A 25,919-nucleotide genomic window follows, 5' to 3' on the forward strand; every position below is an offset into this window, starting at 1 on the left:
CACTATGTCGCGCGTCGTGAAGTTGGCCGTCATCCCGGGTGACGGCATCGGTCCGGAGGTCATCGCGGAGGCGGAGAAGGTGCTGGATGCCGCGGCCGCGGGCAGCGGCATCCGCTTCGAGAAGACGCGCTTCTCGCTGGGCGCCGCCCGCTTCCTCGACACCGGCGACACGCTGACCGGCGAGGACCTCGCCGCGATCAAGGACCACGACGCGATCCTGCTCGGCGCGGTCGGGGGGGTTCCCGGCGATCCTCGCCTCAAGAACGCCAACATCGAGCGCGGAATGCTGCTGAAGCTGCGGTTCGAGCTCGACCACTACGTCAACCTGCGGCCGTCGAAGCTGTACCCGGGTGTGCCCGGGCCGCTCGCCGCGCCGGGCGACGTCGACTTCGTCGTCGTCCGCGAAGGCACCGAGGGGCCGTACGTCGGCAACGGCGGGTCGATCCGCACCGGCACGCCGCACGAGGTCGCCAACGAGACCTCGGTCAACACCGCGTTCGGGGTCGAACGGGTCGTGCGCTACGCGTTCGATCTGGCCGAGCGCCGCCGCCGCAAGCTCACTCTCGTGCACAAGACGAACGTCCTCGTCCACGCCGGTGGCATCTGGAAGCGCCTCGTCGACGAGGTCGCGCTCGAGCATCCGGACGTGACCGTAGACTATGTGCACGTCGACGCGGCCACCATCTACCTGGTCACGAACCCGAGCCGCTTCGACGTGATCGTCACCGACAACCTCTTCGGCGACATCCTCACCGACTTGGCCGGCGCCGTCACAGGTGGCATCGGCCTCGCAGCCTCGGGGAACATCAATCCCGATGGCGCGTTCCCCTCGATGTTCGAGCCCGTGCACGGATCGGCGCCCGACATCGCAGGCCAGCAGAAGGCCGATCCCACGGCCGCGATCCTCTCGGTCTCACTGCTGCTCGATCATCTCGGGCTCCAGGACGAGGCCCGCAGCGTCACGACTGCGGTCGAGGAGGATCTTGCCGCACGCGGCTCCGACGCGGGCGCGACCCGCACGACGACAGAGATCGGCGACGCGATCGTCGCCCGACTCCAGGCGTAATCTGAGATCACGTCGTCCTACCGACAGAGGATTCCACCCATGACCATCGACCTTCCCCTCCAGGCGCCCTCGGCCGCAGGCCTCGTCTGGAACGTCACGCGGAACACCGAGGCGACGCCGGATGCCGAGCGCGACGCGATCCTCGCCGATCCGGGCTTCGGACAGCACTTCACCGACCACATGGTCGACATCTGCTGGTCCGAGAAGGGCGGATGGCACCGGCCGCGCGTGCAGCCCTACGGCCCGATCCCGCTCGACCCTGCTGCGGCCGTGCTGCACTACTCGCAGGAGATCTTCGAGGGCCTCAAGGCCTACCGTCACGCCGACGGGTCGATCTGGACCTTCCGTCCCGACCGCAACGCGGCCCGCCTGCAGCGCTCGGCGCAGCGACTGGCGCTTCCGGAGCTGCCGACCGAGTACTTCCTCGAGTCGCTGCGCGAGCTCATCGCCGTCGACAGCGCGTGGGTTCCGACGGCGCCCGAGACGAGTCTGTACCTGCGCCCCTTCATGTTCGCGAAAGAGGCGTTCCTGGGCGTCCGTGCGGCGAAGAAGGTCGGGTACTACCTCATCGCCAGCCCCGCGGCCGCCTACTTCGCCGGCGGCGTGCAGCCGGTCAACATCGCGCTGTCGACCCGCTACGCCCGCGCCGGCAAGGGCGGCACGGGCGCGGCGAAGACCGGCGGGAACTACGCGTCCAGCCTGCTGCCGCAGGCGGAGGCCTACGAGAAGGGCTGCCAGCAGGTGCTCTTCCTCGACGACGGCTACATCGAGGAGCTCGGGGGCATGAACCTCGTCCTCGTGACGGACGACGGCCGCCTCATCACTCCCGAGTCCGACTCGATCCTCCAGGGCATCACGCTCGCGTCGGTGCTGCAGCTCGCGCAGGACCGCGGACTCGTCGTCGAGCAGCGAAAGGTCTCGATCGACGAGTGGCGCGAGGGTGCGGCATCCGGCTCCATCGTGGGCGCGTTCGCGTGCGGCACGGCGGCGGTCATCGTGCCGATCGGCAAGCTCGTCGCCGACGACTACGAGATCGTCCACGACGGCGACGCGGCGTCCGAACTAGCCCTGTCGCTCCGCGAGGAGCTCACCGGCATCCAGTACGGGCGCGTGGCCGATCGCCACGGGTGGCTGACGCGCCTCGACGGCTGATCCATCGGCTTCATGAAAGCCCCGGGCCCCGCGCTGCGCGGCGCCCGGGGCTTTCCGTGTCGGAGGGGATGGCTAGGCTGATCCGGTGAGGATCGCGCGCTTCAGCCACAATGACGCCATCAAGTTCGGGATCGTCGACGAGGGGGAACTCGTCGTCCTCGCCGGCGACCCGATGTTCGCCGGGTACGACACGACGGGGGAGCGCGTGCCGCTCGCCGACGTCGCGCTGCTGGCGCCGGTCATCCCCCGCTCGAAGCTCGTCTGCGTCGGCCGCAACTACCGCGACCATGCCGCGGAGCTCGGCAACGACGTCCCCACCGCGCCGATGCTGTTCTTCAAGCCCAACACCACGGTGATCGGTCCGGGCGACGCCGTCGTGCTGCCGAAGGGCTCGGACTTCATCAGCTTCGAGGGCGAGCTCGCCGCCGTCATCGGTCGGATCGCGAAGAACGTGCCGGCCGCGAACGCTCTCGACTACGTCTTCGGCTACACCATCGCCAACGACCTCACCGCCCGCGACTGGCAGAAGTCCGACGGGCAGTGGGCTCGCGCCAAGGGCTTCGACACGTCCTGCCCGCTCGGCCCCGCCATCGAGACGGAGTTCGACGTCGACGGCCCGGCGGTGATCACGACGCGCCTGAACGGCGAGGTCCGGCAGCAGGGCCCGATCAGCGACATGATCTTCTCGCTCGCCGATGTGATCGCGTACGCCTCCGCGGCGTTCACGCTTCTGCCGGGCGACGTGATCCTCACCGGAACCCCGGCGGGCGTCGGCCAGATCGTCGCGGGCGACACCGTCGAGGTCGAGATCACCGGTCTCGGCATCCTGCGCAACACGGCTCGTGACGCCTGACGAGAGCGGCAGGACACCCCACGCCGATCCCGTCGGCGTGAGGCTCGACAGCGGGACCACCGCCGAAGAGGTGGCCGCGGTTCAGCGGCGAACGGTCTGGGTGCTCTCCCTCGGTCAGGTGCTCGGCGGACTGGCCTTCGGCGCCACACTGTCGCTCGGTGCGGTGCTTGCGGCAGAGCTCTCGGGCGAGGACGCGTTCTCCGGGCTCGCCGCGGCCGCGGTGACCTTCGGCACCGCGCTGACGGCCGTGCCGCTCGCGGCGATCGCTCGCCGCCGGGGTCGGCGGCTGTCGCTCACGACAGGAATGGCGGTCGCCCTCGTCGGCGTCGGACTGGTGATCGTCGCCGTCGCCCTGGCCGCGTTCCCGCTGCTGCTCGTCGGATTCCTCATCATCGGAGCGGGCCAGGCGGCCAACCTGCAGTCGCGCTTCGCCGCCGCCGACCTGGCGACGGATGCCTCCCGCGGCCGTGATCTCTCGATCGTCGTGTGGGCGACCACGGTGGGCGCCGTTCTCGGGCCGAACCTCACGGGTCCCGGTGAAGTGATCGGCAGCGCGATCGGCATGCCGGCGCTCACCGGCGCCTACCTGTTCACGCTCGTCGCTCAGGGACTCGCCATCGTGCTCTACCTCGTCGCCATGAGGCCCGACCCGCTGCTCCTCGCACAGCGCGTCGTCGCGTCGGCTCGGGCAGGCAGCCGCGTCATCGCCAAGGCCGATCGACCGGTCGCCGCACGCTACGCGATCTTCGCGGTCGCCGCCGCCCACGGCACGATGGTGTCGGTGATGGCGATGACCCCGGTGCACCTCGCGCATCTGACCCACGGCGCATCCGAGGCCGCGACGCTGTCGATCATCGGGCTGACGATCAGCCTCCACATCGCCGGGATGTACGTGCTTTCGCCGGTCTTCGGCATCCTCGCCGACAAGGTCGGACGCGTCCCGACCATCCTCATCGGCCAGGTCCTCCTCGTGGCCGCCCTCCTCACCGCCTCGTTCGGGCAGCTCTCGACGACCGCGGTGACGGTGGCGCTCGTGCTCCTGGGTCTCGGGTGGAGCGCGTCGACGGTCGCCGGATCGACCCTGCTCACCGAGTCGTCGTCCGAGGCGCTGCGCACCCGGCGCCAGGGCTTCAGCGACTTCACGATGAGCATCGTGGGCGGCCTCGGCGCGATCGCGGCCGGCGCGGTGCTCGGCTGGATCGGCTACGGCGGGCTCGCCCTCGTCGTGCTGGTGCTCGTCGCCGCCTCGGTGCTGCTCGCTCCGCTCGGCTGGCGCGCATCCCGCGCTCGCCCGGCGAGTCAGGCGGGCTGAGGTTCAGAACCGTGATCGCCCGGCGTGTCAGCCGGGCGGACGCACAGTACCGCGTCTCGACGAGGCCGGCGACGATCGCGGTCGACGGGTCATCGAGCGAGTGCAGTCGGCGCCGGGCGGCGCAGGCGTCAGTGGCCGAGCGCTGCGAGCGCGAGGTCGACGTCGTCCTCGTCGTTGAAGACGTGGAAAGCGACGCGTGCGCGGCCGGATCGACCCGACGCGGTGATGCCCGCTGTGGTGAGCCGCGCGAGCTCGCCGCCATCGGGGTCGTCCCAGGTGACGATCGCCGAGGCCCGCTTCGGCTCCGCGATGCCGCGTCCGGCGCGGAAGGCGGCGGCCAGCCCGGTCGCGTGCGCGTGGAGCTCGGTCGGCTCGAGTGCGGCGAACAGCTCGAGCGCGGGTGCCGCACCGACGAACGCCTGCCAGGCCGGCGACACGTCGAACCGGCGGGCGTCGGGGGCGAGCTCGACATCGCCGCCGTAGCACGACGTCCACGGGTCGTCGCCCGCATACCATCCGGCGTTGAGCGGGGTCATGCGCGCGGCGAGCCTGTCCGAGATGGTCAGGAACGACACGCCCCGCGGCGCGCAGAGCCATTTGTAGGCGTGACACACCACGGCATCGAAGTCGGATGCCGCGACCGTCAGCCAGCCGACCGCCTGTGTCGCGTCGCAGAGTGTGAGCGCGCCCTGCCGCGACGCCGCGGCGACGATGGCGGCGGTGTCCGCCACCTCGCCGGTGGCGGACTGCACGACAGAGAACGCGACGAGTGCCGTGCTCGGGAGCACGTGGGCAGCGAGGTCGTGAAGGGGCGCCGTGCGCACGACGAGGCCCCGGCCGGAGTGCACGAACGGCAGCACCATCGACGAGAACTCTCCGTCGGGGACGAGCACCTCGGTCCCTTCCGGCAACGCCGAGGCGACGAGCCCGACCGCGACCGACGTCTGCGAGCCGATCGCCACCCGCTCGGCGCCCACATCGACCAGTGACGCGAACAGACCGCGCGAGCGCTCGACCGCCGCGCAGTACGCGGCGAGGTCGGGCCGGCCGGATCCGGCTGCGTCCAGATCGGCGATGACGGCGCGTCGCGTCGCGCGGCTGGGCAGGCCCACTGTGCACGCGGCCAGGTAGTCGCGGCCGCCGTCGAACTCGCGGCGCGCGGCGGCGAGAGCGGGGGAGTCGGCGAGTGCGGGCATGCATCCAGAGTGAACCCGCGGATTGCGCATGTCTACGGCAGGTGTCCCATGCGACACATAACAGAGTCTTATGATTGGCGCGTGACCGATGTGCTCGAGGAAGACCCCGGTTTCGACGCGCGCGAACTGCGGGTCGTCAAGGCCGTCGCCGATGCCGGGTCCATCACCGGTGCCGCCCTCGCTCTCGGGTACAGTCAGCCGGCCGTCAGCCAGCAGCTCAAACGCCTCGAGCAGCGTCTCGGTGTCGCCGTCGTCGAGCGGGTCGGGCGCAGCGTCCGGCTCACCGACGCGGGGAGGGTCCTCGCCCGCCACGCACCCGCCGTGACGACGGCGCTGGATGCCGCGGCCGGCGAACTCGCCGAGCTGAGGGGACTGCGCGCCGCGCGCGTGCGGCTGGTCGCGTTCCCATCGGCCTCTCCCACGATCGTCCCGCGCCTGCTCGCAGACCTGGCGCTGCGGCATCCGGGGATCTCTCTCACGTACGTCGAGGCCGAGCCGCCCGAGGCCGTGGAGGCGGTGCGTGAGGACCGTACCGACATCGCCCTCACCTTCAGCTATCCAGGCGACCGCGACGACCCGCACGGATCGAGCGCACGGGGGCTCTCGGTCACCACCGTCGGCGCCGATGAGCTGCTCGCCGTGTTGCCGGCCGGGCACCCCGCGGCGACCGCCGGTGCGCTCGACGTCGCCGTGCTCGCCGGCGAGGACTGGATCGCCGGATGCCCTCGGTGCCGCGGTCACCTGCTCGAGCTGTGCGGTCGCGCCGGATTCGCTCCTCGGATCGCCTTCGAGACCGACAACTTCGTCGCGGTCGAAGGGCTCGTCGCCCAGGGCATCGGCGTCGCGACCCTGCCGAGGATGGCCGTGGAGTCCTTCCCGCAGCTGCCCGGGGTGGCGATCGTGCCGCTTCCGGCCGGGGAGCAGCGGCGTATCCACACCGTCACGGCGCGAGGCGCCGACCGGGTGCCGGCGGTGCGGGCGACGCTCGACGCCCTGGCTCGCCTCATCTCGGGCGCCGCCGACGAGCGCGCGGCGGCGGCATCCCGCGACGGCGCCGGGCAGACCTCCGCAGCCTCGGCCAACTAAACTCTGATGCGATGCCTTCTTCGCCTGATCCCCGCACCACCACCGCCACCGGCGCCGACGTCCGCGTCCGGTTCTGCCCCTCGCCGACGGGGCTGCCGCACGTCGGCCTGATCCGCACAGTGCTGTTCAACTGGGCGTACGCGCGCCACAACGGCGGCAAGCTGGTCTTCCGCATCGAAGACACCGATTCGGCGCGCGACAGCGAGGAGAGCTACCTGCAGCTGCTCGAGGCGCTGCGGTGGCTGAAGATCGACTGGGACGAGGGCGTCGAGGTGGGCGGACCTCACGCGCCGTACCGGCAGTCCGAGCGTCACGACATCTATCGCGAAGTCCTGGACCGCCTCATTGCGGCGGGTGCCGTCTACGAGAGCTACTCGACGGCCGAAGAGATCGACGCGCGCAACGAGGCCAACGGCCGGGCGAAGCAGCTCGGCTACGACAACTTCGACCGCGGCCTCACCGACGATCAGAAGGCGGCCTTCCGCGCCGAGGGCCGCGAGCCCGCGTGGCGTCTGCGCGTTCCCGACGAGGACCTCACCTACGTCGACCTCATCCGCGGCGAAGTGACGTTCCCCGCGGGATCGTTCCCCGACTTCGTGCTCGTGCGGGCCGGCGGCGTCCCGCTGTACCCGTTCGTGAATCCGGTCGACGACGCGCTCATGGGCATCACGCACGTCATCCGCGGCGAAGACCTGATGCCGTCGACCGCGCGCCAGCTCGCGCTGTACGAGGCGCTGGTGGATGCCGGCATCACCACGTTCATCCCGCGTTTCGCGCACATGCCTCTGGTGCTCGGCGAAGTGGGGAACAAGAAGCTCTCGAAGCGCGACCCCAAGGCCGACCTCTTCCTGCAGCGCGAGAAGGGTTTCATCCACGAGGGCCTGCTCAACTACCTCGCCCTCCTCGGCTGGTCGATCGCACACGATCGTGACGTCTTCTCGCTCGAGGAGCTCGTCGCGGCGTTCGACATCGTCGACGTGAACCCGAACCCCGCCCGCTTCGACCAGAAGAAGGCGGAGTCGATCAACGGCGACCACATCCGGATGCTGCAGCCCGCCGACTTCGCCGAGCGTCTGGTGCCGTACCTCTCGGCTGCCGGCGTCATCGACGCGAGCCCGACGCCCGCACAGGCGGCGATGCTCTCGGCAGCCGCCCCGCTCGTCCAGGAGCGGATGCAGCTGCTCGGCGACGCTCCGGGCCTGCTGGGCTTCCTCTTCACCGATGTCGTGTCGTATCAGGACGACGCCCTGGCCACTCTGCCGCCGAACGCGAACGAGGTGCTCGTCGCATCGGTCGGCGCCCTCGAGCTCGTGCCCGACACAGAGTTCACCGCCGCCGCTGTACAGGACGCCCTCGCCGGCGCGTTGATCTCGCCCGTCGAGGACGGGGGCTTGGGGCTCAAGCCGCGGATCGCGTACGGCCCCCTGCGCGTCGCGCTCAGCGGCCGTCGTGTCTCGCCGCCGCTGTTCGAGTCGATGGAGCTGCTCGGCAAGTCGGAGTCGATCCGCCGGCTCGGGGCACTGGTGGCGTTCCGGGTCGCGTAGTCGCTCAGCGTGACTCGCCCGGGATGCGCAGAGGGCCGTGTCGGTTTGGCGGAGCCGCCGAAGTCGCGTAGACTCATTCCTCGGCACGGCTTCGGCTGACAGCCTTGGGGTATGGTGTAATTGGCAACACGGAGGTTTCTGGTACCTTTGTTCTTGGTTCGAGTCCAGGTACCCCAGCCAACGAGAAAACCCCCGCTCAGCGGGGGTTTTTCGTTTCTCCGGAAGCGAACTGCGAGCTCTCAGCCGACGCCGTCGGCGAGGACGGCGTCTACGGCAGCGCAGCCCAGCGCGAGGTAATCGGGATTGTCATCGCTGTGGGCCACGAGCATGAGTGCCACGGCCGCAGCCCAGGCACGTGCGCGGATCCAGGCGTCGGCGTCATAGCGTGACTCCGTTGCCGTCACGAAGGCGGCGCGCCCGGGGGCGTCGAACGCGAGCCAGGCGATCGCGAGGTCATAGGCGGGATCGCCGGCCGTGACGTCGCCGAAGTCGATGATCCCTGCGAGAGCCCCGTTGTGCACGACCAGGTTGCCGGGGTGCATGTCGCCGTGGATCCACACCGGGGGGCGATCCCACGGCGCGGCGGACACGCCCGCGCGCCACACCTTCCGCAGGCCCTCGGTGCTCGCCGCGTCGAGCGTGCCCGCTTCCCGCAGGTGCTGCAGGCGCGCCACCACGGCGTCGGAGCGCGTCGCGAGGGGAATGCCGCGGAACGGATTGACGGGGTGGTCCTCGGGGGCGTCCGCATGGAGGGCGTCGAGTGCGTGCGCGAGCGTCGCGGCCCAGGAGCCTCGTGCGGCGGGGGACTCGTCCAGCGCGCGTTCGCCGTGGATCCAGGGGACCACGGACCATGCCCACGGATAGCCTTCCGCGGCCACGCCGTTCACGACGGGGGCGGGGACCCGCACTCCCGTCGGTGCGAGCCGCTCGGCGACACCGGGCAGCACCGCCTGCTCGTGCCGTGCCAGCGGATCGGCGAGCGCGCGACGCGGCAGTCGCACGGCGTAGGCGTCGCCCAGGCGCCACACCTCGCTGTCCCAGCCCTCGGCGGCCTTTCGGAGGGGGAGTGTCGCCGCATCCGGGATCTCATCGGCGGCCTGAGCGGCGAGCAGAGCGCGGATCAGCGCGCTGTCGATCGCGATCTCGGCGTCGGGCTTGTCGGGCACAGTACGAAGATACCCGCCGGTCTCGAGGGGGTTGTGTTTGTGTTGGAATGTGTTGTATTGTGTGGGAATCCAACGAAGGGTTGTGCAGATGTACGCGACGGAGCGCCACGAGCAGATCGAACGTCTGCTGGCTGCGCAGGGCCGGGTGAGCGTCGTCGACCTCGCCGACCGCTTCGATGTCACCACGGAGACCATCCGCCGCGACCTCGACCACCTCGAATCCGGCGGCGCACTGCGCCGCGTGCACGGGGGAGCGGTCGGGCGCGAGCGCGGGAGCACGCGCGAGCCCTCACTGGCCGAGCGACTCGAACATCACGGCACCGCCAAGGAGGCGATCGGCCGACGGGCACTGGACGCGCTCGGCCGCGACTTCTCCGGGTCGGTGTTCCTCGACGCCGGCACGACCACTGCGGCCGTCGCTTCGGCGCTCATTCCGCGCCTCGCGGGCACTCCGATCGAGGTCGTCACTCATTCGCTGACACTCGGCAACACCCTCGCCGGCGTCCCCGGTGCCTCGCTCTCCTTCGTCGGCGGGCGGATACGCGGACTCACCGCCGCCGCCGTCGGCGCCGACACCGTGCGGGCCATCGGGGGGATGCGGCCCGACGTCGCGTTCATCGGCACCAATGGAGTGTCGGCGTCGTTCGGCCTCAGCACGCCGGATCCCGACGAGGCGGCCGTGAAGCGCGCGATCGTCGCATCGGCGCGACGCGTGGTGGTCGTCGCCGACGCCGAGAAGCTCGGCGCGGAGCTGCTCGTCGGCTTCGCATCCCTGTCGGACGTGGACGTGCTCGTCACGGATGCCGCACCCGACGCCGAGCTGGCCGATGCGCTCGCGGACGCCGACGTGGAGGTCTGGCTCGCATGATCGTCACGCTGACCGCCAACCCCTCCCTCGACCGCACGGTCGTCCTGCCGGCGCCGCTGCAGGTCGGCGACGTCCAGAGCGCCGATTCGGCGCGTGAGGACGCCGGCGGCAAGGGCATCAACGTCGCCCGCGCGATCGCCGCCGCGGGTGAGGACTGCCTCGCCGTCCTGCCCCTCGCCGCGGGTGACCCGTTCGTGGCGGCGCTGCGCGAGGCCGCCCTCCGCACGCACCCGGTGCCCGTCCGTAGCCACGTCCGCGCGAACCTCGCGATCACGGATCCGGCCGGAGTCACGACGAAGCTCAACCTGCCCGGCGCCGCGCTGTCGGCCGACGAGGCGGCTGCGGTCGTCGACGCCGTGGTGAGCGCATCCGCCGGCGCCGGGTGGCTCGTGCTCGCCGGCTCGCTGCCGCCCGGTGTCGCCGACGACTTCTACGTCCGGATCACGCGCGCCGTGCGGGCCGCCCACGGTGCGGCCTCCCCGTTCATCGCCGTGGATGCCTCGGGTGCGGCACTCGCGGCCGTGGTCGCCGACGGCGCCCCCGACCTCATCAAGCCCAACGATGACGAGCTCGGCGAGCTCGCGGGCATGCCGCTCGACGGCGCCGACACCGCCGCCGTCCTCGAGGTCGCCCGATCGCTCGTGCCCGCGCGCGTGGGCGCAGCCCTCGTCACACTCGGCTCTCGCGGCGCGGTGCTGGTCACCACCGATGGCGCGTGGCTGGCGAGGCCGCCACGGATCCAGGTGCGCAGCACCGTCGGGGCGGGCGACAGCTCGCTCGCCGGCTACGTGCTCGCCGCGACGCGGGGAGCCGACCACGAGGAACGGCTGCGCCTCGCCATCCGGTACGGCGCGGCCGCGGCATCCCTCCCGGGTACGCAAGCGCCCACTCCCGCAGATCTTCCGGCGGACGACGTGCCCGTCGCCCGTCTCGCCTAGAACCCACCCCACGACCGCAGGAGGTCACCGTGTCCGACACCATCACCCCAGGCCTGGTCAGCCTCGACGTCCCTCTGGGCGCCGACAAGTCCGACGTCATCCGCTCCCTCGCCGCACGCGTCGTCGCACAGGGTCGCGCGACCGACGCCCAAGCCCTCTTCGACGACGCCTGGGCCCGCGAGGAGAAGGACGAGACCGGGCTGCCCGGCGGCATCGCGATCCCGCACGCCAAGAGCGCGGCCGTCACGACACCCTCGCTCGCCTTCGCACGGCTGAGCCCCGGCGTCGACTTCGGCGCTCCGGACGGCGCCGCCGACCTCGTCTTCCTCATCGCGGCTCCCGCGGACGCGGCCGAGGCCCACCTGGCGGTGCTGTCGAAGCTCGCCCGCAGCCTCATGCAGGCGGACTTCACCGAGGGTCTGCGCGCAGCGACGACGGACGAGGACGTGGTCGCGATCGTGCAGACGGCGATCGGAGAGCGGGATGCCGCTGCCCCCGCGCCGGCGGCTGAGGCCCCCGCGCCCATCGCCGCGTCGGCTCAGCCTGCACCCGCGGCCGGCCTTGCCGTGGACGGACGCCCGGCCCGCATCGTCGCCGTCACGGCGTGCGCGACTGGCATCGCCCACACATTCATGGCGGCCGACGCGCTCACGGCGGCCGGAGACAAGGCGGGGATCGACCTCGTCGTCGAGCCCCAGGGCTCGAGCGGCTACCAGGCGCTGCCTGCGGACGTCATCCAGGGCGCCGACGCCGTGATCTTCGCCACCGACGTGGACGTGCGCGAGCCGCAGCGATTCGCGGGCAAGCCCGTCGTCCGCTCCGGCGTGAAGCGCGGCATCGAGCAGCCCGATCAGCTCATCGCCGAGGCAGTGGCCGCAGCGAACAACCCGAACGCGACGCGCGTCGGCGGCGAGGCCGCCGTCGCGACCGCCACCGCGGGCGAGAAGCTCTCGTGGGGCGCCCGCATCCAGCGCATCCTGCTCACGGGTGTGAGCTACATGATCCCCTTCGTCGCCGGCGGCGGTCTGCTCATCGCCCTCGGCTTCCTGTTTTTCGGGGACGACTACTCAGCGCCGGACAATGCGACCACGGTGATCGTCACGAACTCGCTGTGGGACTTGCCCGAAGGCGGACTCGGGATCTATCTGGGCTCGGTCGCCTTCGCGATCGGCGCCGCGTCCATGGGCTTCCTGGTCTCGGCCCTCGCGGGGTACATCTCCTTCGCGATAGCGGATCGACCGGGCATCGCCCCGGGCTTCGTCGCCGGAGCGATCGCCGTGACGATGAATGCCGGCTTCATCGGCGGCATCGTGGGTGGTCTGCTCGCGGGCGTCACCGCGTGGTGGATCGGCACGTGGCGAGTTCCCCGCTGGCTGCGCGGGCTCATGCCCGTCGCGATCATCCCGCTGCTGGCCTCCATCGTGGCCTCCGGGCTCATGGTGCTGTTCCTCGGCCGTCCGATCGCGACACTGATGGTCTGGCTGACGGACTGGCTGAACGAGCTCGCAGGCACGTCGGGGATCATCGTCGTCGGGATCGTGCTGGGTCTGATGATGTGCGTCGACCTGGGTGGGCCGGTGAACAAGGTCGCCTACGCGTTCGCGGTGGCGGGGCTGGCCACCGCCTCTCCCGAGAACACCACGCCCTACTTGATCATGGCGGCGGTGATGGCTGCGGGAATGGTGCCGCCCCTCGCGATGGCTCTGGCATCCACGGTCCTCGCACGCGACCTCTTCCCGCCTGTCGAGAGGGAGAACGGCAAGGCCGCGTGGCTGCTGGGCGCGGCCTTCATCAGCGAGGGTGCGATCCCGTTCGCTGCCGCTGATCCGCTGCGCGTCATCCCGGCTTCGCTCGTCGGTGGCGCGGTGACCGGCGCCCTCAGCATGGCGTTCGCGGTCCAATCGCTCGCACCCCACGGCGGCATCTTCGTGTTCTTCGCCATCAACCCCGTCTGGGGCTTCCTGGTGGCGATCGCAGCCGGCACCGTCGTCAGCGCTCTCGCCGTCATCGCGCTGAAGAAATGGGTGGGTCGCAAGGAACTCGAGCAGGCGGAAGCCGCCCTACCCGTGGCGGCCTGAGGCCCTCGTCCGACAGAATCGGAATCGTCGACCGCGCAGAGGTCCGACGCAGACAGGAGAGAACCATGGCAGAACGTCAGGCCACCATCGCCAGCAGCTCAGGACTCCACGCACGCCCCGCGAAGCTCTTCGTCCAGGCTGTGCAGGCGCAGTCGGTCCCGGTGACCATCGCCGTCGAGGGCGGCGCCGACCTCAACGCCGGCAGCATCCTGTCGCTGATGGGACTCGGCGCCTCGCAGGGGACCGTCGTCACGCTGAAGGCCGACGGCGACGGCGCCGAGGAGGCCCTCGACGCACTCGTCGCGCTGCTCGAGACGGACCTCGACGCGCAGTAGGATCCCGACCGTCCGCACGGCGTCAGCGCCAGGCGGATCACCCGAGACGACGGATGCCGCAGATCGAAGCTGCTGCGGCATCCGTCGTTCGCGTTCGGCGGCCGCCGTCGGGTCAGACGTCGGTGGAGTCGCCCGGCTCGAGGTTCACGAGCTCGCCGCCGTGCTGCTCCGCGGCCCAGCCCAGGCGAAGGCGTCCGGTGTCGCGGCCCGCCACCGACAGGGTGAGGTCGTGCGTGCCGAACACGCGCCGCGGTGCGACGGCCAGCACGAAGTCCATGGCCTCGCCGATCTTGAGCCACGGCGCCCCGACGGGCGCGGCGAGCAGCTTCACCTCGCGTCCCTCGGGGACGGCGTACGAGTCGCCGGGGTAGTAGAACTCGTCGTTGACGAGCACGCCGACGTTGTCGACCACCGGCACGGACTCGTGGATGAGCGCGTGGCGGCCGCCGAAGAACTCGAGCCGGAACGGCTCGACCTCCACCACGTCGCCGGGATGCGCGACCGTGATGTCGTACTCGGCGGCGGCCTTCGCCACACCCTCGGGACCGTAGACCGGGATCCCGGGGAACGTGCCGAGGATGCGGTCGAGGTGGTCGGACGTCCAGTGGTCGGCGTGCTCGTGGGTGATGACGATCGCCACCACGCTCTCGAGCTCACCGAGGGGGGCGGTGAACGACCCCGGGTCGACGACCAGCGTCTTCCCGGCGTTGAAGAGGGTCAGTGTCGCGTGCTCGAACTTCGTGACTCGCATGCGACGAGTCAAGCGCCCCGGGGGCGCACGGGCAAGCCGCACGCGAGGCCGGCGCCGCGGCCCGTGTCGATTTGGACCGGGCATATGCGACGTGGCATAATCGAACGGTTGCCTGAACGGCCCCATCGTATAGCGGCCTAGTACGCCGCCCTCTCACGGCGGTAACGCGGGTTCGAATCCCGCTGGGGTCACCAGTCAGGCAGCAACGTCGCAGCAGCCGCTGCGGCACGCTGTACGGCCCCATCGTATAGCGGCCTAGTACGCCGCCCTCTCACGGCGGTAACGCGGGTTCGAATCCCGCTGGGGTCACAGACGAGTCGGGAAGCCCGGTCCACCAGGACCGGGCTTCCCGCGTTTGCGCTACGTGGCGTAGGGCAGCAGCACGATCAGGGCCGACACCGCACCGCACCCGAGGACGAAGACCGTCAGGAGCAGCAGGAGGCCGGCTCCCGGCAGATCGCCGTGCGGATCCTGCAGGAGTGCGCGGTTGACGTGCGTGTGGCGTGCCCGTGCCCGTGCCCACAGCAGCACCGCGAACACCAGCCCGAGGATGCCGGGCGCGAGCAGCACCGGCTGCAGCGCCGGCGTGGGCGCGAAGGACGGCAGGACGCGGAGTGCGAGCAGCGACCCGACGCCGATCGCGAGAGCCGTGCGCCGCCACGCGAGCTCGGTGCGCTCGGGCTGCAGCCCGGGGTCGAAGAGTTGCTGAGCGCTCATGCCAGCACGACGCCGAGGAGGACGAGCACCCCGACCAGCACGATCGTGATCGCGAGCGCGGCGCTGGTCAGCGAACCGGGAAGGGGAGAGCCGGCGCGCAGTGCGCGCTCCGTGCGGCCCCACTCGAGCCAGGCGAGCACGGGGATGACCACGCCGGCGGCGATCAGGATGAGGGATGCGGTGAGACGGAGGTCCGGCTGCAGGTCCAGTCCGAGCGCCTCCAGGGCCACGCCGCCGGCGAGGAGCGCCAGCGCGGTGCGGTTCCAGGCGAGGAACGTGCGCTCGTTGGCCAGACTGAACCGTGCGTCCGGATCCGTCCCTGTGCGGTAGACCGACCGGGGGAATCTGCTGCGAGTCACCGCTCCACAGTATCGGCGGCGCGGGCCGCTGCTCAGTCCCGAGGGTCGTCGACGGGCTCGGGGGCCGGCGATAGGGCATCCGCTCGACTCCGGCGCCTCCCGCGCACCAGGCGCACCACACCCCAGACGACGAGTGCGGCGACCGCCGCGACGGCGAGCCAGGGCAGGAGGAAGCCGATCGCGATGACGATGCCGTTGAGCGTGGCGACGAGCCCGTTCCAGCCGGCGGCCAGTCCGTCGCCGAAGCCGGCCGGATCGGCGGTCACGGTCTCCACGTCGGGTACCACGGTGACCGAGAGAGTCGACATCGCCACCTGATCGTCGAGCATCTCCAGCTGCTGCTGGTACGACTCGAGCAGCGCCTGGCGCTCGGACAGCGCCGCTTCGGCCGCGATCAGGTCGGCGACGCTCTGCGCCTGGCCCATGAGCTCGGTGAGGCGATCGACGGACGCCTGCGCGGCGTCGATCCGCGCCTCGAGGTCGACCGTCTGCTCGGTGACGTCCTGCCGCGAGAGGTTCGTCGCCGTCACCTCGCCGACGTCGTCCAGTTCGGCGATGACGTCGGGCAGCTGATCGGCCGGTACGCGGACGGTGATCCAGGCGCCGTCGGTGGGCGACGGGTACGGCATCGTGTCGTAGACGACGCCGCCGTCGCTCGGCGTGACCGGATACACCGTGCCGTCGCTGCCGATGCTCATCGACTCGACGTAGCCACCGTGGGCGACGGCAGAGTTGGCGATGGAGCGCGTGGCCGCGTCGACCTCGTCGACGGAGACGGTGGCCGAGGCTGTCGTGATGATGTCGCGGTCCGCCGCGATCGCGCCGGCCGATCTGTCGCCGGCAGCGGCGTCGGGTGCGATGGTCAGGGGTGCGGACTCGGTCGTGGTCGCCGAGTCCGACGAGCCGTCGGAGCCGGCACCCGAATCGGCGGGCGCGACCGGGGCGACGGCGGACTCGTCGGTGGCACCGCCGGCGCCGCCCACGAGCGAGCCGACGGACGGCGCGATGACCGCGGCGACCGCGATGATCGCTGCCGCGGCGCCGCCCGCGATCCACAGGCGGCCGCGTCGCGTCCGCCGCGCCGACCGGCGCCCGCGGTCCTGCGCGATGTCGGCGAAGAGCGCGTCCTCGATCTCGTCGATGCGCTCCGCGCTGAGGTCGGGGAGGGGTCCTGGGGTCCCGGATACCGGGGGCTGCGTGTTCATGTGCTCTCCTTCACGACGGTCCGCAGACGGGTGCGGATGCGGGAGAGACGGTTGCGGACGACGCCGTGTGCGACGCCGAGCTCGTCGGCGGCGGCCTGATAGGCGTACCCCTCGGTGGCGCACAGCCGGAAGATGGCGCGATCGAGTTCGCTGAGGCCGGCGACTTCGCGCAGGATCGCGTCGGCGAGCCCTTCGTCGATCACCTGCTGCTCGACGTCTACCGTGGCGGGCAGGTCCTCGTCGGCGGCCGCCGTGGTGTGCAGTCGATCGCGCCGCTGCCGGCGCACGCGGTTGGCCGACTGGAAGCGGCAGATCGTCGCCAGCCACGGCAGCAGCGAGTCGCCGGCGAGGTCGAGGCCGGGCAGCTTCCGCCAGGCGACGAGGAACGTCTCCTGGGTGACCTCCTCGGCGTCCGCGGGGTTGCCGACGAGCCCGTGCGCCAGCCAGTACACCGGGCGCACGTACGCACGGTACAGCGTGCGGAAGGCGTGCTCGCTTCCGCCCGCAGCCAGCACCACGAGCTCGGCGTCGCCGGTGGCGCCGTGCGGCAGGTCGTCGTCGGGCATCCCCATCCTCCGAATTGTCTCTCACCGTGACAGTGTCCGCACCGCCCGGATCGTCTCACCGAGGGCGGGCCCGGCACCCCGACCCTGTATTCTGTTGCGAGCGAGAGGGAGTATCCCGACACCGCGCATCCGTCATCACGGGTCCCGACAGAGCGACCCCGGGTGTGCGCCGCAGGCCGAGAGGCCGCGGGGGAGAGACTTTCGGCCCCGACCGACCCTCGTTCGCCCCTTTCGAAAGGCCCTGCATGGACCTCGAACTCCCCCTGTGGTTCGAAATCGGATCCCTCGTGATCCTCACCCTGATCCTCCTGGCGGATCTGCTGCTCATCCTGAAGCGGCCGCACATCCCGTCGACACGCGAGTCGACCCTGTGGGTCGTGTTCTATGTCACGCTCGCCCTGATCTTCGCCGGCCTCATGTGGGCGTTCGCAGGACCGGAGTACGCCGGACAATTCGTCGCCGGCTGGCTCACCGAGTACAGCCTGTCGATCGACAACCTGTTCGTGTTCGTGCTCATCATGAGTCAGTTCGCGGTGCCGCGCCGCTATCAGCAGGAGGTGCTGATGGTGGGCATCATCATCGCGCTCGTGCTGCGCGGCCTGTTCATCCTCGCCGGCGCGGCCATCATCGAGCAGTTCAGCTGGGTGTTCTACATCTTCGGAGCGTTCCTGGTGTGGACCGCGTGGCGACAGGCCTTCCCGGGCGGCGATCACGACGACGACGTCAAGCAGGAGAACTTCGTCGTGCGACTGCTGCGTCGCGGGATCGACATCAGCGACCACTACGACGGCGCGAAGCTGCGCACCGTCGTGGACGGCAAGAAGATGTGGACGCCCATGATCATCGTGTTCGCCGCGATCGGCGTCACCGATCTGCTGTTCGCCATCGACTCGATCCCGGCCATCTTCGGCATCACCACGAGCCCCTTCATCGTGTTCACGGCGAACATCTTCGCGCTCATGGGTCTGCGACAGCTCTACTTCCTGCTCGGCGACCTGCTCGACCGGCTCCGTTACCTCCACTACGGGATCGCGTTCATCCTCGCCTTCATCGGTGTCAAGCTCGTCTTCCACGCCATGCACGTCAACGAGCTCCCCTTCATCAACAACGGCGAGCACATCGAATGGGCGCCCGAGATCTCGACCTGGATGTCGCTCGGCGTCATCATCGTCGCGATGACGGTGGCGACCATCGCCAGCCTCGTCGCGTCCGCTCGCGACAAGCGCCGGGGACTTACGGATGCCGCAGCCGGCGGCACGCCCGAAGCCCACGGCTGACCCGCACGGCGCACCGTTGTCGGCGGCCCGTGGCGGTGCGATACTGCCGACATGGGGAGCGGGGGATTCCTCGCGGACGGCGCTCTCGACGCAGAGCTGACCGCCCTGAGGGCACGTGCGTATGGGGTGGACGCCGACATCGACGCCGACCCCGTAGCGGCGGCACGGCTGGCCGAACTCGAGGAGCTGCACGCGGCGTCCGTGGCGAGGACCGTCCGTGAGTCGGGTGCCGGCGGCGCAGAACCCGGGGCGACGCAGGCCGAGACGCGCACGCCTGAGTCCGGCTCCCCCCGCGACCGCCGCTGGTGGCACCGCAGCCGCACGGGTGCCTTCCTTGCGGGCATCGCCGTGGCGGCCGCTGCGGCGGTGACCGTGGCCGGGTGGATGCTGTGGACCGGCCCGCGACCGGACGCCACGCTGCGTCCGACGGGGGCGGCGCCGAGTGAGCAGGTGCTCCGCCTCACGGATCACGCCCGTCGGCAGATGGTCACGAAGGCCACCCTCCGCGGATTCGAGCCGATCCTCGGGCTGGAGGTGTGGGAGGCACGCAGCGCCCTCGGCAACGGCTGCCTCCTCGTGTTCGAACCGGCGACCGACGATCTCCTCGCGGTGGGGTGCGTCCCGCCGCCGGCGAAGCCCGGCGTCGAGATCTACGACGTGCCGGTCGCCTGGACACAGGAGTGGACGGAGCGTTTCCCGACCGGAACCGTGGTGCGATTCGTCCTGACCGAGGACGCCGTCGACGTCTGGATCCTCGAGGGAACCTCCTGAGTCCTCACCCGCACCCCGGGGTCGCCGGGTGACGTCGGCGAGCCGATCTCGGCGGCGGCGGTGGTAGCCTGGGCTCGTGCGGATCGCTCGCCTTCTCCTTAGCGGCCGCGACGAGTCCTAGTTTCCAGGCCTCTCTCGTCGCGGAGTTCGTCGCGGGCCCCACCCCATGCGGGCACAGTCCCACAGAGGAGAACGACTAGCAATGAGCACGACCGATGCATCCGGCATTCCCGACCGCCCCCGCACCCTCGCCGAGAAGGTGTGGGACGACCACGTCGTGGTCCACGGCGAGAACGGCCAGCCGGACCTGATCTACATCGACCTGCACCTGGTGCACGAGGTCACGAGTCCCCAGGCCTTCGACGGCCTGCGCGCGGAGGGCCGGCCGGTGCGCCGTCTCGACCTGACGATCGCGACCGAGGACCACAACACCCCGACGCTCGACATCGACAAGCCGATCGCCGACCTCACCAGCCGCACGCAGATCGAGACGCTGCGTCGCAACGCGGCCGAATTCGGGGTGCGCCTGCACTCGCTCGGCGACAAGGAACAGGGGATCGTCCACGTGGTCGGTCCGCAGCTGGGCCTCACCATGCCCGGGATCACCGTCGTGTGCGGCGACAGCCACACCTCGACGCACGGCGCGTTCGGCGCGATGGCGTTCGGCATCGGCACCAGCGAGGTCGAGCACGTGCTCGCCACGCAGACCCTTCCGCTGAAGCCCTTCAAGACCATGGCGATCACGGTCGAGGGCGAGCTGAGACCCGGTGTCACAGCCAAGGACATCATCCTCGCGGTCATCGCGAAGATCGGCACCAACGGCGGCCAGGGCTACGTCCTGGAGTTCCGCGGCAGCGCCATCCGGGCGCTGTCGATGGAGGGCCGCATGACGATGTGCAACATGTCGATCGAGGCGGGAGCCCGTGCCGGCATGGTCGCCCCCGACGAGACGACGTTCGCCTACCTCGAGGGCCGCCCGCACGCGCCGAAGGGTCAGGACTGGGAGGACGCCGTCGCCTACTGGCGGACGCTGCCGAGCGATGAAGGCGCAGTCTACGACGCCGAGGTGTTCCTCGACGCGAACGAGCTCGAGCCCTTCGTCACGTGGGGCACGAACCCGGGGCAGGGCGTGTCGCTGAGCGCCGCCGTGCCTTCGCCCGATGACTTCGCCGACCCCAACGAGCGCGCCGCCGCGGAGCGAGCACTCGAGTACATGGATCTCACCCCTGGCACCCCTCTCAAGGAGGTGCCCGTCGACGCGGTGTTCATGGGCTCGTGCACCAACAGCCGCATCGAGGACCTCCGTGCGTTCGCCTCCGTCATCGAGGGTCACCGCAAAGCCGACGGGGTGCGCGTCATGGTCGTGCCCGGCTCTGCTCGCGTCCGCCTCGAGGCGGAGGCCGAGGGCCTCGACAAGATCTTCCAGGCGTTCGGCGCCGAGTGGCGCTTCGCCGGCTGCTCGATGTGCCTGGGCATGAATCCGGACCAGCTGGCACCGGGGGAGCGCTGCGCCTCGACGAGCAACCGCAACTTCGAGGGCCGGCAGGGCAAGGGCGGGCGCACGCACCTGGTGTCGCCGCTGGTGGCGGCTGCCACCGCCGTCATGGGCCGCCTCGCCAGTCCGAGTGATCTTCCTGCGCCCGTCGCAGCCGCTGCCCAGGGTTCGGAGGCCTGACATGGACGCGTTCACCACGCACACCGGCATCGCCGCCCCGCTGAAGCGGTCGTCGGTCGACACCGACCAGATCATCCCCGCCGTGTACCTGAAGCGCGTCACCAAGACGGGCTTCGAGGACGCCCTGTTCGCCAGCTGGCGCCAGGACCCCGAGTTCGTCCTCAACCAGCCGGTCTACGCGGGAGCGAGCATCCTCGTCGCGGGACCCGACTTCGGCACGGGCTCGAGCCGCGAGCACGCTGTCTGGGCGCTGCGGGACTTCGGCTTCAAGGTCGTGCTGAGCCCTCGGTTCGCCGACATCTTCCGCGGCAACGCGGGCAAGCAGGGACTGGTCGCCGGCGTGATCTCGGAGGGCGACCTCGAAGCGGCGTGGGCGGCCATCGAGGCGAACCCGGGCGTCGCCATGACGGTCGACCTCGCGGCGCGCACCGCGTCGATCGGCGACCCCGCGACGAGCGCGGGCGAGCGCCTGGAATTCGCTTTCGAGATCGATGATTACACTAGGTGGCGGCTTCTCGAAGGGCTCGACGACATCGGGCTCACGCTGCGCGAACAAGACAGGATCGCGCAGTTCGAGGCTCGCCGAGAGGCGTGGCGGCCGCGGACGCTACCCGTTCCGTAAGCCAGGCCGGGCGCCCACAAGACGGGCGCCCGACCCTCAAGCCCCCTCGTGCACACCAAGTGAGGACCACCGGATGAAGCCACTTCTGAATGTCGCCGCGGGCGAGAGCACTGCCACCGAGGCGGGAGAACAGGAAGTGACCGGAGAAGTCCTTGCGATCAGGGGCGGGCGACCGCTGACCGGTCGCGTCGAGGTCAAGGGTGCGAAGAACCTCGTCACCAAGGCGATGGTCGCCGCTCTTCTCGGCGAGACGGTGAGCACGCTGCGCGATGTCCCCGACATCAGCGATGTGCACGTCGTGCGCTCGCTCCTCGAGGTGCACGGTGTGCGCGTCGACGACGGCGACGAGGAGGGCACCTTCCACTTCGACCCCAGCGGCGCCGTCTCGGCCCACTTCGAGGAGATCGACGCACACGCCGGAGCCTCGCGTATCCCGATCCTGTTCTGCGGCCCCCTGCTGCATCTGCTCGGCGAGGCACTCATCCCCGATCTCGGCGGCTGCCGCATCGGCGACCGGCCGATCAACTTCCACATGGACGCCCTGCGCGCGTTCGGCGCCGTCGTCGACAAGAGCTACGAGGGCATCCGGATCACGGCACCGAACGGCCTGCACGGCGCGAACATCGAGCTGCCCTATCCGAGCGTGGGCGCGACCGAGCAGGTGCTGCTGACCGCCGTCAAGGCCAAGGGCACCACCGAGCTGCGCAACGCCGCCATCGAGCCCGAGATAATGGATCTGATCGCGGTGCTGCAGAAGATGGGCGCGATCATCTCGTACGAGCCCAACCGCGTCATCCTCATCGAGGGCGTCGACACGCTCCAGGGCTACGACCACCGGGCGATCTTCGACCGCAACGAGGCCGCCTCCTGGGCATGCGCCGCTCTCGCCACCGACGGCGACATCTTCGTCGGCGGCGCGCGGCAGCAGGAGATGCTGACCTTCCTCAACGTCTTCCGCAAGGCCGGCGGCTGGTTCGACGTGCGCGAGGACGGCATCCAGTTCCGTCGTGACGGCGCGCTCAAGCCCGTCGTCGTCGAGACCGACGTACACCCCGGGTTCATGACGGACTGGCAGCAGCCCCTCATCGTCGCGCTGACGCAGGCGGAGGGCACCTCGATCGTCCACGAGACGGTGTACGAGAATCGACTGGGCTTCACCGACGCGCTCAACCAGATGGGCGCCGACATCGTCGTGCACCCGCGCGGCCTCGACGCCCCCGGCCGGCGCGTCCCACGCCGTGCGCTGGAGCAGGCCGCGGTCATCAACGGCCCGACCGCCCTCCACGGCGCGGACGTGGTCGTGCCCGACCTGCGCGGCGGCTACAGCTACGTCATCGCGGCTCTCGCGGCCGAAGGAGAGTCGATCGTGCGCAACGTCGGCATCATCCGCCGCGGCTACGAGAAGTTCCTCGCCAAGCTCGACATGCTCGGCGCCGACTTCGACGTCATCGGATAGCCCGGTGGCGACCGATCGTCGGCGCGCATCGGCCGAGAAGAGCCGCCCGAGCGTCTTCTGGCCGCTGGCGGCCATCGTCGTGCCCTTGCTCAGCCTGCTGTTCAAGCTCGAGGTCGAAGGCGCCGAGAAGCTCCCGCGCGAGGGCGCGTACGTGCTCGCGCCGAACCACGTCAGCGAGATCGACCCGCTCGTCGTCGCCCTCGCAGTGTGGCGGAGCGGCCGGGCCCCCCGGTTCATGGCCAAGGAGAGCCTGTTCCGCGTGCCGGTGCTCGGCGCCGTGCTGCGGGCCACCGGGATGGTGCCGGTCGCGCGCGCGACGTCCGCCGCCTCGGCCCGTGCGACGCTCGAAGCCTCGGAGACGCTCGTCGAGCACGGCCGGGGCGTGATCGTCTACCCCGAGGGATCGCTCACGCGCGAGCCCGACCTGTGGCCCATGCGCGGAAAGACCGGAGCGGTGCGTCTCGCGCTGGCCGGCGGCATCCCCGTCGTCCCGATGGCGCACTGGGGCGCCCAGCAGGTGCTGCCCCGCTACGGCAAGCTCAAGCTGTGGCCGCCGCGCCGCCGCGTGCGGGTGATCGTCGGCGACCCCGTGGACCTGTCGGCCTACGCCGGGCGTGCGTCGTCGCAGACCGCACTCGTCGAGGCGACCGACGCCGTGATGGCCGACATCGCCGGGCTGCTCTCGCAGCTGCGCGGCGAGCCGGCGCCGCCGGAGCGCTGGAACCCGGCCGATCACGGCCAGAAGGAGACGGGGCGCCTTGAGCCGTAGGCAGGATGCCGCACGCCCGCGCGTCGCCGTCGTCGGCGCGGGCAGCTGGGGCACGACATTCGGCAAGATCCTCGCCGACGGCGGCGCCCACGTGACGATGTGGGCGCGTCGCCCGGAGCTGGCGAGCGAGATCCAGGAGGGCAAGCGCAACAGCGAGTACCTCCCCGGCATCAACCTGCCGCGCGACATGCACGCCACGCATCACCTCTCCGAGGCGCTCGAGGGCGCCGAGCAGATCTACCTCTCCATTCCCAGCCAGGCAGTGCGGCAGAACCTCAAGGCCGTCCGGCCTCTGATCGCCCAGAGCGACGCGCCGATCGTGTCGCTCATGAAGGGCGTCGAGCGACGCACGGGCCTGCGCATGAGCCAGGTGATCGAGCAGGAGCTGCACTGCGATCCTGCGCGCATCGCGGTCGCGTCGGGACCGAACCTCGCGCTCGAGATCGCACGGGAGCAGCCGACGGCGGCCGTCATCTCGTCGACCAGCCAGGAGACGGCGGAGGCCGTCGCCCGCCGTGCCCGCAACCAGTACTTCCGCACCTTCGTGAACACCGACGTCATCGGCACCGAGTTCGGCGGCGTGCTCAAGAACCTCATCGCGGTGGCCATCGGCATCGTGGACGGGGTGGGCTACGGCGAGAACACGAAGGCGTCGATCATCACGCGCGGCCTCGTCGAGATGACCGACTTCGCGGTGGCGTTCGGCGCGCAGCACGAGACGCTGCAGGGCCTCGCCGGTCTCGGCGACCTCATCGCGACGTGCCAGTCGCCGCTCAGCCGCAACAACACCGCCGGACGCCTGCTGGGCCAGGGCTACCGCTTCGACGACGTGGTCAAGCAGATGAACCAGACCGCGGAGGGGCTCGCCTCGGTCGCGCCCGTCCTGCAGCTGGCACGCGATGTGGGCGTGCAGATGCCCATCGTCGAGCAGGTCAAGATGGTGCTCGACGGGACCATGAATCCGCGCGACATCGCGCCGCATCTCACGACAGACGACGACACCCCCCAGGGCGAGAGGACGACGAATGGACAAGCCGGCGGTGGCGGTGCTCTTTGGCGGTCGATCCAGCGAGCACTCGATCAGTTCCGTAACGGCGGGCGGGGTGCTGCGGGCGATCGACCGTGACAGCTACCGCGTGATCCCCATCGGGATCACGCGCGACGGCGTCTTCGTTCTCGAGGAGGACGACCCCGACAAGTTCGCGCTCGACGCCGACCGGCTTCCCGAGGTGGCCGACAACGGCACGCGCGTGGTGTGGCCCGAGGGTGGCGCCGACCGCACGCTTCGCGTCCGGCGCGCCGACGGCTCGGTGGACGAGCTCGGCCGCCTCGACGTCGTGCTCCCGATCCTGCACGGCCTCCACGGCGAGGACGGCACGGTGCAGGGCTTCTTCGACACGCTCGGCATTCCGTACGCCGGCGGGGGTGTGCTCGACTCCGCGCTGTGCATGGACAAGCACTTCATGAAGATCGTGCTCGCCGCGGCCGGTGTGCCGGTGTCACCGTCGATCACGGTCACACGTGCCCGCTGGGAGAGCGACCCCGAGGGCGTGCGCGCGGATGCCGCGCCCCTCGGCGAGCCGACGTTCGTGAAGCCGGCCCGTGCCGGCTCGAGCGTGGGGGTGTCGAAGGTGCACGATGCCACCGAGCTCGACGACGCACTCGCGATCGCGTTCGCGGAGGACGACAAGGTCCTCATCGAGTCGGCGATCGTGGGCCGCGAGGTCGAGGTGGCGATCCTGGAGGGACGCGGCGGCGGGGCCCCGCGGGCGTCGCTGCCCGGCGAGATCGTGCTCACGACCCGCGAGTTCTACGACTTCGAGGGCAAGTACCTCGGGGGCGACGGTGCCGAGGTGGTCTGCCCCGCCGATCTCACCGACAGCGAGATCGCGGCGATCCAGGAGCTCGGCATCCGCGCCTTCCAGGCGGTCGACGGCAAGGGCCTCGCCCGCGTGGACTTCTTCCTCACGGCGGACGGCCTCTACGTCAACGAGCTCAACACGATGCCCGGCTTCACGCCGATCTCGATGTTCCCCAAGTGCTGGATCGCCTCGGGCCTCTCGTATCCGCAGCTGATCACCGAGCTCATCGACACGGCGCTCGAGCGCACGGCAGGCGCGGCGGTCGAAGCGGCCGCGCGCTGAGTCCCGGGCTGTG

25 protein-coding genes and 3 tRNA genes are annotated in these 25,919 nt (G+C 70.7%); 21 read left to right on the forward strand and 7 right to left on the reverse strand.

The genetic code is table 11. The features are described from left to right. The first annotated feature begins 4 nt into the window (after positions 1-4). The 4 genes from MRBLMI12_RS14820 to MRBLMI12_RS14835 all read left to right on the forward strand — a co-directional run bounded on the left by MRBLMI12_RS14820 (position 5) and on the right by MRBLMI12_RS14835 (position 4,383). Positions 5-1,066, forward strand: coding sequence for a 3-isopropylmalate dehydrogenase (locus MRBLMI12_RS14820; RefSeq protein WP_363357182.1), 1,062 nt, complete (start codon positions 5-7; stop codon positions 1,064-1,066). Positions 1,067-1,105: 39 nt separating this feature from the next. Then, entirely contained in the window at positions 1,106-2,218 is a 1,113-nt protein-coding gene (locus MRBLMI12_RS14825) for a branched-chain amino acid aminotransferase (protein WP_363357183.1), read from the forward strand. 85 nt (positions 2,219-2,303) lie between these two features. Beyond that, on the forward strand, positions 2,304-3,071 hold the full coding sequence (locus tag MRBLMI12_RS14830) for a fumarylacetoacetate hydrolase family protein (RefSeq protein WP_363357184.1): 768 nt from the start codon (positions 2,304-2,306) through the stop codon (positions 3,069-3,071). Positions 3,072-3,108: 37 nt separating this feature from the next. After that, positions 3,109-4,383 carry an MFS transporter gene (locus MRBLMI12_RS14835; protein WP_363357185.1) on the forward strand — a complete coding sequence of 425 codons (1,275 nt, stop codon included), beginning with the start codon at positions 3,109-3,111 and terminating at the stop codon, positions 4,381-4,383. A 128-nt stretch (positions 4,384-4,511) separates the two neighbouring features. On the opposite strand, the gene MRBLMI12_RS14840 is transcribed toward MRBLMI12_RS14835, so the two are convergent. Beyond that, positions 4,512-5,579 carry an aminotransferase class V-fold PLP-dependent enzyme gene (locus MRBLMI12_RS14840; RefSeq protein WP_363357186.1) on the reverse strand — a complete coding sequence of 356 codons (1,068 nt, stop codon included), beginning with the start codon at positions 5,577-5,579 and terminating at the stop codon, positions 4,512-4,514. A gap of 81 nt (positions 5,580-5,660) precedes the next feature. Between MRBLMI12_RS14840 and MRBLMI12_RS14845 the strand changes: the two genes are divergently transcribed. From MRBLMI12_RS14845 to MRBLMI12_RS14855, 3 genes are all read left to right on the forward strand, one after another. Beyond that, the gene (locus MRBLMI12_RS14845) at positions 5,661-6,665 is read left to right on the forward strand and encodes a LysR family transcriptional regulator (protein ID WP_414686221.1); all 1,005 of its coding nucleotides are present in this window, start codon (positions 5,661-5,663) and stop codon (positions 6,663-6,665) included. An 11-nt stretch (positions 6,666-6,676) separates the two neighbouring features. Further along, the gene (gene gltX, locus MRBLMI12_RS14850; RefSeq protein WP_349427281.1) at positions 6,677-8,209 is read left to right on the forward strand and encodes a glutamate--tRNA ligase; all 1,533 of its coding nucleotides are present in this window, start codon (positions 6,677-6,679) and stop codon (positions 8,207-8,209) included. Positions 8,210-8,314: 105 nt separating this feature from the next. Then, positions 8,315-8,389 (forward strand) — tRNA-Gln (locus tag MRBLMI12_RS14855). A gap of 59 nt (positions 8,390-8,448) precedes the next feature. On the opposite strand, the gene MRBLMI12_RS14860 is transcribed toward MRBLMI12_RS14855, so the two are convergent. Next, complete coding sequence (locus MRBLMI12_RS14860) at positions 8,449-9,375, reverse strand: aminoglycoside phosphotransferase family protein (protein ID WP_363357188.1); 927 nt, start codon at positions 9,373-9,375, stop codon at positions 8,449-8,451. A gap of 88 nt (positions 9,376-9,463) precedes the next feature. Here MRBLMI12_RS14860 and MRBLMI12_RS14865 point away from each other — a divergent pair, with 88 nt between their 5' ends. From MRBLMI12_RS14865 to MRBLMI12_RS14880, 4 genes are all read left to right on the forward strand, one after another. Then, entirely contained in the window at positions 9,464-10,243 is a 780-nt protein-coding gene (locus tag MRBLMI12_RS14865) for a DeoR/GlpR family DNA-binding transcription regulator (protein ID WP_349427283.1), read from the forward strand. Beyond that, entirely contained in the window at positions 10,240-11,181 is a 942-nt protein-coding gene (gene pfkB / locus MRBLMI12_RS14870) for a 1-phosphofructokinase (RefSeq protein WP_363357189.1), read from the forward strand. The genes MRBLMI12_RS14865 and pfkB overlap by 4 nt, the downstream gene beginning before the upstream one ends. Positions 11,182-11,210: 29 nt before the next feature. Then, positions 11,211-13,259, forward strand: coding sequence for a PTS fructose transporter subunit IIABC (locus MRBLMI12_RS14875; protein WP_363357190.1), 2,049 nt, complete (start codon positions 11,211-11,213; stop codon positions 13,257-13,259). Between the two features lie 65 nt (positions 13,260-13,324). Then, positions 13,325-13,594: an HPr family phosphocarrier protein gene (locus MRBLMI12_RS14880; protein WP_308866973.1), complete on the forward strand. Its 270-nt coding sequence runs from the start codon at positions 13,325-13,327 to the stop codon at positions 13,592-13,594. A gap of 112 nt (positions 13,595-13,706) precedes the next feature. Here the strand turns inward: MRBLMI12_RS14880 and MRBLMI12_RS14885 are convergent, their stop codons facing one another. Further along, positions 13,707-14,345 carry an MBL fold metallo-hydrolase gene (locus tag MRBLMI12_RS14885; protein ID WP_363357191.1) on the reverse strand — a complete coding sequence of 213 codons (639 nt, stop codon included), beginning with the start codon at positions 14,343-14,345 and terminating at the stop codon, positions 13,707-13,709. Between the two features lie 118 nt (positions 14,346-14,463). On the opposite strand from MRBLMI12_RS14885, the gene MRBLMI12_RS14890 reads away from it, so the two are divergent. Both MRBLMI12_RS14890 and MRBLMI12_RS14895 read left to right on the forward strand, forming a co-directional pair. Continuing rightward, positions 14,464-14,539 (forward strand) — tRNA-Glu (locus MRBLMI12_RS14890). A 42-nt stretch (positions 14,540-14,581) separates the two neighbouring features. Next, positions 14,582-14,654 (forward strand) — tRNA-Glu (locus MRBLMI12_RS14895). A gap of 51 nt (positions 14,655-14,705) precedes the next feature. Here the strand turns inward: MRBLMI12_RS14895 and MRBLMI12_RS14900 are convergent. From MRBLMI12_RS14900 to MRBLMI12_RS14915, 4 genes are read right to left on the reverse strand one after another with little or no spacing between them, the layout of a single operon-like run. Then, positions 14,706-15,062 carry a DUF202 domain-containing protein gene (locus MRBLMI12_RS14900; RefSeq protein ID WP_363357192.1) on the reverse strand — a complete coding sequence of 119 codons (357 nt, stop codon included), beginning with the start codon at positions 15,060-15,062 and terminating at the stop codon, positions 14,706-14,708. Next, positions 15,059-15,421, reverse strand: coding sequence for a YidH family protein (locus MRBLMI12_RS14905; protein WP_349427288.1), 363 nt, complete (start codon positions 15,419-15,421; stop codon positions 15,059-15,061). The genes MRBLMI12_RS14900 and MRBLMI12_RS14905 overlap by 4 nt, the downstream gene beginning before the upstream one ends. A 32-nt stretch (positions 15,422-15,453) precedes the next feature. Next, positions 15,454-16,626, reverse strand: coding sequence for a DUF4349 domain-containing protein (locus MRBLMI12_RS14910; RefSeq protein ID WP_363357193.1), 1,173 nt, complete (start codon positions 16,624-16,626; stop codon positions 15,454-15,456). After that, a complete protein-coding gene (locus MRBLMI12_RS14915) occupies positions 16,623-17,192 on the reverse strand; it encodes an RNA polymerase sigma factor (RefSeq protein ID WP_363357194.1) in 570 nt (189 codons plus the stop codon). The genes MRBLMI12_RS14910 and MRBLMI12_RS14915 overlap by 4 nt, the downstream gene beginning before the upstream one ends. 245 nt (positions 17,193-17,437) lie before the next feature. Between MRBLMI12_RS14915 and MRBLMI12_RS14920 the strand changes: the two genes are divergently transcribed. From MRBLMI12_RS14920 to MRBLMI12_RS14955, 8 genes are all read left to right on the forward strand, one after another. Further along, complete coding sequence (locus MRBLMI12_RS14920; protein ID WP_363357195.1) at positions 17,438-18,469, forward strand: TerC family protein; 1,032 nt, start codon at positions 17,438-17,440, stop codon at positions 18,467-18,469. A gap of 51 nt (positions 18,470-18,520) precedes the next feature. Next, positions 18,521-19,240 carry a hypothetical protein gene (locus MRBLMI12_RS14925; protein WP_363357196.1) on the forward strand — a complete coding sequence of 240 codons (720 nt, stop codon included), beginning with the start codon at positions 18,521-18,523 and terminating at the stop codon, positions 19,238-19,240. A gap of 202 nt (positions 19,241-19,442) precedes the next feature. Continuing rightward, on the forward strand, positions 19,443-20,915 hold the full coding sequence (gene leuC / locus MRBLMI12_RS14930; protein WP_363357197.1) for a 3-isopropylmalate dehydratase large subunit: 1,473 nt from the start codon (positions 19,443-19,445) through the stop codon (positions 20,913-20,915). Position 20,916: 1 nt separating this feature from the next. Continuing rightward, complete coding sequence (leuD, locus tag MRBLMI12_RS14935; protein WP_363357198.1) at positions 20,917-21,537, forward strand: 3-isopropylmalate dehydratase small subunit; 621 nt, start codon at positions 20,917-20,919, stop codon at positions 21,535-21,537. 73 nt (positions 21,538-21,610) lie between these two features. Then, complete coding sequence (murA, locus tag MRBLMI12_RS14940) at positions 21,611-22,993, forward strand: UDP-N-acetylglucosamine 1-carboxyvinyltransferase (protein WP_363357199.1); 1,383 nt, start codon at positions 21,611-21,613, stop codon at positions 22,991-22,993. Between the two features lie 4 nt (positions 22,994-22,997). Continuing rightward, positions 22,998-23,762 carry a lysophospholipid acyltransferase family protein gene (locus tag MRBLMI12_RS14945; RefSeq protein WP_363357200.1) on the forward strand — a complete coding sequence of 255 codons (765 nt, stop codon included), beginning with the start codon at positions 22,998-23,000 and terminating at the stop codon, positions 23,760-23,762. Continuing rightward, a complete protein-coding gene (locus MRBLMI12_RS14950) occupies positions 23,752-24,888 on the forward strand; it encodes an NAD(P)H-dependent glycerol-3-phosphate dehydrogenase (protein ID WP_363357201.1) in 1,137 nt (378 codons plus the stop codon). Before MRBLMI12_RS14945 ends, MRBLMI12_RS14950 begins: the two co-directional genes overlap by 11 nt. Continuing rightward, positions 24,788-25,906, forward strand: a complete 1,119-nt coding sequence (locus tag MRBLMI12_RS14955) for a D-alanine--D-alanine ligase family protein (RefSeq protein WP_363357202.1) — start codon at positions 24,788-24,790, stop codon at positions 25,904-25,906. Before MRBLMI12_RS14950 ends, MRBLMI12_RS14955 begins: the two co-directional genes overlap by 101 nt. The last annotated feature ends 13 nt before the right edge of the window (positions 25,907-25,919 follow it).

Source organism: Microbacterium sp. LMI12-1-1.1, from assembly GCF_040676455.1.
Lineage (GTDB): Bacteria > Actinomycetota > Actinomycetes > Actinomycetales > Microbacteriaceae > Microbacterium.